This window comes from Bacillus sp. MUM 13 (genome assembly GCF_001866725.1).
In the GTDB taxonomy this organism is placed as follows: domain Bacteria; phylum Bacillota; class Bacilli; order Bacillales; family DSM-1321; genus Peribacillus.
This window is the reverse complement of record NZ_MLYQ01000069.1, coordinates 1-10,235: the sequence shown is the minus strand read 5'-3', so window position 1 is coordinate 10,235 and position 10,235 is coordinate 1. Positions and strand designations below refer to the sequence as shown.

The window sequence follows — 10,235 nt, the reverse complement described above, 5'->3', positions numbered from 1 at the left end:
ATGCAGTACGTCATTAACAATAAGCATCACCTGGTGAACTTACATTTCTACGCGGATAAAGAAAGCTTTTTTCTCTAACAACTTTAATGCTAACGAGAGTTACTCTTTTTGCATGCTTTTGTGTTACAGGAGTTCTTTCAAATAGTTCTAACTGTCTGTTCTTATTAATTTCATACTGTTTCATTTTATTCCTCCCGAATAAATTAACCTCATTCCACAAAACGAAATGAGGTTGGTTAAGTTTGTATACGATATAATAATATATATTTAAAAATGGCATGTTTACTTTTTATTCTTAATTGGGCATCTTTCTTTTATATCCTGGATAAAGTCAAATAGTTCATCCACTACCTTTTCTAAATTACTTTTCACTTCATGTTCCCAGACTCTTTTAATATTCCATCCTTTTTCCTTGTAATACTTGTTAACTTCTTTGTCTCGTTCAACGTTTCTTTCTAGTTTCTTATCCCAATAGTCACGGTTTGATTTCGGTTGGTTTCCGTGTTCCTTACAGCAGTGCCAGAAGCAAGAATCAATAAAAATGGCAATTTTATACTTCTTAATTGAGATATCCGGTTTTCCGAAAAGGCTCCTATCATTTTTCCTAAACCGTATCCCTCTGCTCCATAAAGCCGTAGACACTTTATTTTCTAACTTAGAAACAGATTTTATTGCCTTCATATTCTTGCTTCTTTGTTCTTTTGTATGAGTATCGGACATTTGTCTCCTCCTTACCTGCCGTTTATACAGCATTTTGCAAAATGACTTCTGTCTACCTTTCGTAAAGCCTTTTTTCTTTTACTATCCTACAACTTCATTTATATAAACAAAAAAGTCACTAATTTTAGTGACTTTTTTCAAGGTTAACTTATTTATGTAGTTTATAGATTTTTTCGGTACTGAAAAATAATTTTATACCACCAACATGGATTCTTAATAAATCCGGTCTATAAATTCATGCAGACGAAGTGGTACTTCACCCGTAACTTCCTTTTGTGTATAACTGTTACTTTTTACATAAAATAATTATCGCATAATGTATGAAGTTGCAAACAATTATACCACTTGAAGATGCATAATGAAGGAATTAATGAAAAATTCCTATGAAAAACCGCAGTTTAACCCATTACTAAGTATACTTATATAATTATTGTAAATTCAAATTCTTGCTTTATATTATATTATTTATCTTTATTTGACCCAGTCCCCAGACTCTATATAACAAGACCTCTGGCAGAAATAGAATGTTTTTTCAAAGAACACATGGTAACAAATTGACTGGCTCTGAATCTCCAATGCATGCAGCTTTATATTTTACTTTATCGTTTATTTCCTTACTTAGGAGTTGTATAAAAAAACTAGCTCCTTTTTTGCTAAGTTCATTTCAGTTAAGTTATCGTTAAAAATGCACCAAATTCCTCCCCCAAAATATTAAAATTATTATACAGTCCTACAATGCTTGAATCCTACATTATACCGTTGAGAATTAATGAAAGAAATCTATATCTCAACTAGGAAATATTATTTCTGAAATTAAAATCTTTAGAATTAAAATCTGCAATAAATGGAGATCTGTCCTCGAAATAGCTTCCACAATACGTTAAAGTTACACTTTTTTTTGCCCTGGTTAGTGAAACGTACAACACACGTTTTTCCATTTCAATAATTTGTCTTCTGTCATCCTTGTAATGTGAAGTCATAATTGAATCACTGTTGTAATTTTCAAGAGATGAAAATTCAGAATTTAGAGGATAGGTATTTTTATCAAAATTAATAATATATACATGATCAAATTCCAAACCTTTAATTGGATGAGCGTCTGAAATGTATACATGTCTGCCAGACCCAGACTCATTTCCCTCTTCCGGTCTTTGTACATAAAAATAGCGGCCTAAAGCATTCTTTAATTCTTGAATAACCCGCGTATTATTAAAACGATGAATTACTGCAACTGACTCTTTAGGATAGTTTTGCTTAATTCTTCGGATATCATCTACAATGTATTGTATTTGTTTTTTATAAGAACGAAAGTGCAATATGCTCGGCTTAGAACCATTCCTATCGTATATCTCTTTTAAATTTGTATCATCTTCTTTTCGCTCAAACTTCAAGGAATTAGCTAGCTTCATAATTTGTTTTGTTGAACGGAAAATACTCTCCAGCATAAAATTATTGCCTCGGTCAATATCAATGTTTAACCTGCGGTATGAATAAGGACTGCTTTTATATATCTTCTGCTTGTCATCTCCGCATATGGTAATTGTACCTCGGGAAAGAAGAGTAAGAGCATACAGCTGCATAGGCTGCAGGTCTTGAACTTCGTCAATAAAAATATGATTAAACTTTATGTTTTCAGGAATACAATCTGAGTGTTCTATAATTTTCAATGCATAGTCTTCTCCATCGAGGCGGTTATGATAAACGGTCTTTTGCTCCTCACAATATTTCAGGAACAATTTAAAGACCGTGCGGCGCTGATCACGGGAAATCCATGGCAAATTTCCTCGGCCAACTCGTTCACAATTAATATAACTTTCTTCTGTTAAATAGTTATTTGCCTTGATCCACATAAACTCATCCCGCAGAAATCCTGCATTCCCACTTTCTTTGATTTTGTGAATAGGCGGCATATTTCTGTATTCTTCTGAATCCAAGGTTCCTAAAAGCCTATGCATATGCCGAATTATCCGACCATTATTGATTTCTAATGCTGTTGGTGTTGTTTCAAACCTTGTTACCGGCTTGTTTATTTGCTGTAACACATCTTTCACTAAATCGTGAAATGTTTTAAACCAGACATTCTCATTTAAGTTATGGCGCTCCTGTATTTCCCTTAAATAGGGGGTCTTGGTAAACTGTTTTCGTGAGTTCTGGACCAGCTTGTTATTGTATGATATATAGAGGTAGCGTCCATTTTCTTCGTCCAGCATCTTTCCAATCATTCTAGAGAGGAGCGCAAGGCTTTTTCCGCTTCCCGCTGCCCCTCGAATGAGCAGGTGTTTACTTTGGCTTAGTACAATTTCTGTCTGTTTTTGAGTTAGAGTGATATTTTTTAAAATTTTTGCTGCCTCATACTGTACCGTTGCTCCAGCTGCCGTTTGAGATGAAGTGACCCATTTCAAGAAGGAATTCCATGCCAATTTGTTTGTATCAGTACTAAGTGAAGTATTTGTCATTAAAGAGTTCTCCTCCTCTTCTTAATCTTCATCTATTGCATACCGCGCTGCAGGACAAAATTCCTCATGCGGACAGTATTTACAATTTGGTCCAGGCTCTGCCTGCAGTAAGTCAATGTCATCTTCAAATTTAAAGCCTGCATTGTCCCAGGCTCTCTTCCACCCTTTTGTGCTGTTAGCAGGGTTTACCAGATATTTCAATCCACTTAATGCTTTATATTGGATTCCCGCATACTTAAAAGGTCTGGAAAGTACAAACGGTGTATTAAAGATTAAAGCACTTCTCGACTTTGCTTCTCTTTTAAAATCTGACCAGTACGGAAACACCTGTTTCATCATTAGAGCTGGATCAGTACCTAACTGAGATAATAGTTTATATAAGTTGCTGTATAAAAAACTAAAGTGAAAATCCGTCTGGTAAACACTGTATGGTTGAACGATATAGCTGTAAAAAAATCTGCGTTTGCACAAGTTCAGCTCGGATAGAGCATACTCCGAATAGGAACTGAATGACTGTTCATAGTTTACGGTATCATCTTTTAGAAATTCAGACTGTTCATGAGGTAAGTTCACCTTTCCTGCTTTTACTTCTCGTGAGATAACAGATAAGTCTTCAATCAGTTTTAAGTAGATTGACCTTTCCAGCTCTTGCTTTCCATCCCAATCTTTAAACCAAGAAAGCGTTATAGACTGTGTCCCTGACAAGAGAACAAAGAATAAATACCTTGGAATTAATTCTTTGTGATTTTCCCGGAGGAGCAGGGCCTTCAAACTAGGTGACTTTATACGGAGTTTCTCCACAGTCTTAATTGTTAGCGGCCATGGAAGAGTCGGAGAAAACTTCGGAAAAGAAAACTCATCCAGTCCCGAAACATGAATATCCTTTCCCTCAAAAATCATACCATCAATTTCAGCAATAGAGCCCAGATGGATTAACCTTTTAGTCGGCGGCTCGTCATCATCATCCTTATTATCAAGGGACGCTCCGAGAAGAACATGCACAGCTTCTGCAATATCTTCTATATGATACTCTCGGTCAATCAATGGGTTTCGATTATACTGAAATACTTCTTCCAGCTTTTTAATTAATTTTTTTTCATGGTTCTGCAAGTCCTCTATTCTGAGACTGCCCATCCAGATTTTCTGAAGCAAGTTGTAGTATTCAAGAAGAGTAAAAAAAACTTTATCTTCACGGAACAGCTGCTTTACATGGCCATTCATTAATTCAAGTATCGTTTTGATATGCTCTAAATCTTCTTTCTTAATAGAATATGGACCTATTTTTTTAATCGGATTCTTTATCTCATCAATAAAGCGAGCATGTTCCGGTAAACTGTTAAGGTCATGAGAAAGAAACGGTCCGTCCTGAATATTTTTAATTAACAAATCCAAATTCTCAATCCATTTTTTCAATGTCATGCTTTGAGGAAAAAAATCTTTTATCATCTCTAAGTAATGCAAATAATCAGAAGCATATTTTTTTTCACCTGCTGCCGATTCTTTAACATATAGCCACGGCGATAAGAAACACTCTTTTAATGTATTTATATCAACCATTTGCTCCTTCGTCTCTTGGTTCCAAATCTTATGAAGGTGCATGATATACTGACCAATTGGATAAGAAAGAAAGTTTCTTTTAGATAGAGATTCGTCAGGAAAAAACTCCTGCAACCTCTGTTGGATATTTTCTCCAGCAGCAGTAAGATGATTAACGGATGTTTCCCCAGCTGTATTTTTATCAATCGTATCGTTCTTAAAAACTTGCATCCATTGATACAAGTTTTTATACCTTATTTGACTTATCCTATTAGAAGCAGGTTTTTGAATGTGTACGTTTGGCTCAAAAAGTGATGCTAGAAAGTCTGCTGAAAGGTCAGACTGCTCGTCTCTGAAGGCCGAAACATGCCATTTATCTTCAGAGACCCAATCGTTGTCCTCTCCCAGAATATTCTTTAAAAAAGAGAATGTACCTGGAAACTTTGAATTGTAAAATTGAAGAAAAATAATGTCTGTGCCAGCCTGTTTTAGCCCCTGAAAGATAAGCTGCTGTATAGGTGTTAAAAAGTAAAAACCATGTAATACAATTGTTTGATTAACATGAAGATTTACAGGGTTCACCCTTATTTCCGGCTGATGCTCTTTATCCCACCTATACTTTTCCATTAAGCGTTCGTTTATCATGTTCCTAAAAGAATTCGGCCGTTGCCGTTTTAGTGCAAAATGAAACCAATCCAGCCTTTTAAAGTATTTAGTTTGCTCGTCTTTTTTCTCCAATTGTTCCCAAACTTGCGAAAGAACTTGTTCATTCTTAGTTTGAGCACATTCTCTTAAATCAGATGGTTTTATCCCCAGCTCTGCAAGCATTCGAATTGTCAACAGTACATCAGCCTTATTACGGCGCACTGCCTGATTAACAGGATTGTCATCGGGATTATCTGCAGAACCCTTTCTAACGAGTTCAGATAAATACATATACTGTTCAAGTTTAACGGAGGACGCCATCCAGTTGCCAAGAATTGCATCAGTAAACCACTTAGCGGCAATCACATTTTGTTTTTCCTTAAAACGGTTTACCATCGCCTCTGTAAGGCTGGCTGTTGCACAAATATGCAAAATATTATCATTAAAACACACATCTTGTATTATTGGATCATTTGGAGACGCGTATGTTAAAACTTTAACATTTGACATGCTAAACCTCCTATTTTTTTATTACCTCTCTTACTCATACAGATATTTTGCCCAGCAGTGTCTGGCAGGCTTTGTTGTATATTTTATAATCCATAATTGTTCTTTCGCACGGGTCATTGCCACATACAATAGACGCAATTCTTCCGCTTCAATAGCCTTCTCTTCACTCATCGTGACTTCACTCTCTGAACTGAATGAAGATTTAGAGATGGTGCTGAAATTACTATTGCTAAAATGAATGTCCTCAGAATGGTCTGCTGCCCTGCCTCTCGCCGTGATCTGCCAGCCTGCCTGTGTTTTATCGTGGTTAAACAGTAAAACATTGTTCATGAGAGAACTATAAAAATAGCGATCTGTAAAAGGAATGATGACAGTATGATATTCTAACCCTTTTGATCGATGTACTGTCAAAATATTTATAGCATTTATAGTTAGATTATCATCTTGCGCTTCGTCCTCATCTCGGTTTGTTTTTAACTGAATGTTAAACCATGTTTGCAGAGAGTGCAGAGAAGTATACTCACCCCGGTATTGCTCTGTTATTATATCCAGGAGCCTGCCTAGATTTAATTCATAAGCCAATGCTTTTCTTTCTGATTCATTCTCGTCGATGCCCCTTTGCAGCTGAATTTCGTAGTATCTTTGTACAACTTCGGACTGTTCAATTACACAACGTATTAAAGAAAGAACCGGTATACGGCGTGCTTCTTCATGGTATTTTCTAAGTTCCTCAGTGTATGGCTTCAGCAGCTGCATTAGAGACTCTGGGTTACTTCCCGCTTTCAGTAAAAATGTCGGTTCTACTTGGTATTTACTATATGGTGTCAGCAAATAATCACAGATATAACGAGTGTCTCCCGGAAACGCGAGTGCATGAAGGAGCCGGTTCAAATCCCTGGCAGCCTCTGATTCAAAGAGGGTACCGCCTATATCTAAGTGTAGCGGAATTTTCTCCTCTTTACACCATTGCGCAACAAGACGCGCCTCTTTTCGCGTGCGTGTAAGTACTGCAACTTTATGTTTCTGTGGGTCCTTGTCATTAAGCTGCTCTTTTACTTTTCTAATCCATTGCGTAAAAAGAAGACGGCACTCTTTTTGCTCCTGATAATTTAGAGATTTTACAACTAAAGGGGATGCACCTTCTTCTTTTTGCTTAAAAGATATTAATTTGTCATCTTTACTGTATGGAAAATATCCATTCCACTTAGAGAAATATTTACGGTCCAGCATTTCAAGGAGCACTTGAGAAGATCGGTAGTTCTGTCTTAGAGAAAATTCCTCTGAGCCAGTGAGCTCTTTCTGCAGTTTCTCAAAAGCAGATTCATCCGCTCCGCGGAATCTATAAATGGACTGCTTTATATCACCTACAACAAACAGATTTATATTAAGTTTTGTTAATAAAAGCTGTACAAGTTTAATTTGAAAATCACTGCTGTCCTGAAACTCATCAATAAATAAATACTGGTAAGGAAAATGAATCTGTTCCAGTGAAGAAGGGTTAGTTTTTAAAAGAAAATCAGTCATTCTGGACAAGCTGCTTACTGTAATCGCATTTTCCTGGATTTGCTGAATACGGAATTGCTCCTCACATTCTTTAATCACGTGTATAATGAGATCCTGGAAGGGTTTATATACAATGTCACATTCCCCGAACAATTCCTGCAGTGCTATTTTTGAAGATATTTGAATTCCCTTCTTCTCAAATTCTTCCCAAAAAGAATTTATCATTTTCACAAACTCGTAATCTCGAATATGAGTAAATAAGTTATTTAGAAACAATGTGTTCTCCTGGTTCTTATCCAGTTCACTAATATATTTATTTACGACAGATTCAATAAGTTCTTGCCGTTCACGTTTATAGTTTCGAATCCGAACATTAGCACCCATTCCCATTTCGTTTCCCAATTGCCGGAACAATTTATATAGAAACGAGTCGATCGTACTAATTTGAATATTATTTAATTTTTCGATATCAAGTAAATATTGAGCATTTTTGGTAATTTGAAATCGGGCATACAGCGCTTCACTCAGCTTTTCAAACATATTTTTAGCTGCTTCGCGTGTAAACGTAATCATTGCAATAGTTTCAGGAGCAATATTTATATGTTTTAACAAATACATAATTCTCTGTACCATGCCCGTTGTTTTTCCCGAACCGGCTCCTGCCATAACAATAATAGGTTTTTCTATACCGCTATGCTCAATTAAAAATTGTTTGCTGTTAAAAGAAGGAAAATGTTTTTCAATCACTTCTTCAATATCTTTTACTCCCTTACCGTTTGGAAAGGAAATGGGGGGTTCATTAAAGCTATAAGAAGGACTTGTATAAACCTGAAACATCATACTATTTTTTACAATTTCACGAGTGCAATCTTCAGGCCACAAAATTTCCTCATCTGTAAGAATAATAACTTTCGTCCCTGACAAAACCTTCTGCTGCAGGATAGATATGTTAAGCATGTGTTTTTTCCCAATGATAAGCTCAGAATATAAACGCTCCATGTTTCTCCCCTTCTTCTGCTTTTAAACCACAAGTTCACCTTTGGTTACTTTCTCTTTAAGCGCAATCCAGCAAATTTCTTTCTTGCAGTATTGCGTCACGTTTGATCCAGCTACTGGTGGATTGGTTATATGATTCCAAACAACTGGAATAATTTTTTCTAGTTCATGTATAACCTCACTTCCAAGTTCCTGCCTGTTCCAAATAGCGTCAAAATCAAAATTTTTCTTCTTTAGTAGTGAAAGCAATGCAATTGAGTATGTGACAAGATTTGCCTTGTATCCTTTATATCCAAGCGACTGCACTAATTTATCCGTACTCCGAAAAAGTATACCTTTTGCAATCAAATGGCGGAAATACTTTTCATCGGGATTTACTTTATGGTTTCGATTCATTTCGCAAAACTCTAGAAAGTTCGCTTCACTTCCTTTACTCACTATATTAGGAAGCTGTTCCCAACTATTAATATATTTTGCAGCTTCTGTTTTTTTAATCACTTGTTGTTTAGGAAACTCTTTTTGGTATGCGCGCTTTTTAGCGGAAGTAGTACCGTGCCTGTTTACTTCTACATTATATTGGCCGCGTGTTCTTTCATAAAACCATTTTGTTTCTGGGTTGGAAGTTCCTGGTACAAGTACCATGTAGGACAACCGCTCCAATTCAGCCTGAAAAGAGTCATTTGAACGTAAATCAGAAATTGAAATTTTATTCTGGCTGTTAGCATACTCTGATATTTTGGATATGATATCATCTTTTTGTGTCATATCCTTAATAACATTTAACTTTATCTGAACATGAACTTTTGACAAATCCTCCCCGTTCGCTAAAGCTCTGTACAATGAGGCTGTAGTCTGGCCCCCATTTACAATTTGCCAGCCAATAAGCTCACTAATCTCCACAAAACCATTTTTCTCCTCGTTGGAAAAAATCGCTTCTTCTGCAATAGTTGTCAAACCATTGTTATAAGCCATGAACATGGTTGGAAATTTTTTTGCAGTTGCAATAATTCCTTTATTTATTTTTCCGCGCGCCTGAAGATAGGACCGAACGTTTCTTTCCATTAAACGATTCCCATAGTATTCATAGGCCTCGGCAAGAAGAGTTCCTGATACATATCCGATATAACAATCGTAAGCATCATTCTCAATTGGTACTTTAATCAAACGAAGCTCCTCGCCAAACTGCTCGACAAGTTTGATATGCAGTTCTTCCATTGGTTTATTCTCAACATCAAACTCATAAAGCTTCTGCAAATCCCATATATGGTATGTAAGGCTCGTCCCCTCAATTTCGGAATCAGTTAAGTGTTCCTTTACCTCACTGATCCTATTTGTCATAACATGTATTGAAGCATGGCGTATATTTTTATGATTTATAGAAATTGTATTAGCCAAATCGTAAATTTCCGGATTTGCCTCCCGGTTTATAGATATGGTATCTAATTGACCTGTAATGGCAGCGTAAACAAACATTTCAGCTTGATCAACTAAATTATGAATTTCCTCATTGCTAATCATAACTGGGTACTCCCTGTCAGCTAAATCAGTTATAAAAACATGTAATGTATTCATCTCATCACTTAATTCATATCCATTTATACAGATCCCATCAGCAGGGCTTTGAAATGAACAGATGTTAGGAGCAATAATGCTCTCATTTTCTATCAAATGCTCACTAATTAATGCGGTGAAGACTTGTTTATTATCTTCTCCATTTATATCGCTCTTATGATTAATCTCTTCATTAAGATCTCTATAATACTCGTTAATATCCTTCATTTATTTCAGTTCTCCTGTCAGTTTTTTCCTGGATGCACTATTTATCTATATATATTATAAGACAAAAATTGGTTCGTAATTCTTATATTA

The 10,235-nt window shown here is 35.9% G+C and carries 6 protein-coding genes; all 6 read right to left on the bottom strand.

The window, feature by feature from the left end:
- Positions 1–13: 13 nt before the first annotated feature.
- Entirely contained in the window at positions 14–184 is a 171-nt protein-coding gene (locus BIV59_RS23765) for a hypothetical protein (protein ID WP_170846177.1), read from the bottom strand.
- Between the two features lie 98 nt (positions 185–282).
- Complete coding sequence (locus tag BIV59_RS16285; protein WP_071352510.1) at positions 283–720, bottom strand: very short patch repair endonuclease; 438 nt, start codon at positions 718–720, stop codon at positions 283–285.
- Between the two features lie 791 nt (positions 721–1,511).
- Positions 1,512–3,176 (bottom strand): 3'-5' exonuclease, encoded by a 1,665-nt coding sequence (locus BIV59_RS16280; RefSeq protein ID WP_071352509.1) that lies wholly within the window; start codon positions 3,174–3,176, stop codon positions 1,512–1,514.
- A gap of 21 nt (positions 3,177–3,197) precedes the next feature.
- Entirely contained in the window at positions 3,198–5,867 is a 2,670-nt protein-coding gene (locus BIV59_RS16275; RefSeq protein WP_071352508.1) for a PD-(D/E)XK nuclease family protein, read from the bottom strand.
- 30 nt (positions 5,868–5,897) lie between these two features.
- Complete coding sequence (locus tag BIV59_RS16270; protein ID WP_071352507.1) at positions 5,898–8,369, bottom strand: UvrD-helicase domain-containing protein; 2,472 nt, start codon at positions 8,367–8,369, stop codon at positions 5,898–5,900.
- 21 nt (positions 8,370–8,390) lie between these two features.
- Positions 8,391–10,145, bottom strand: coding sequence for an AIPR family protein (locus tag BIV59_RS16265; protein WP_071352506.1), 1,755 nt, complete (start codon positions 10,143–10,145; stop codon positions 8,391–8,393).
- Positions 10,146–10,235 lie beyond the last annotated feature (90 nt).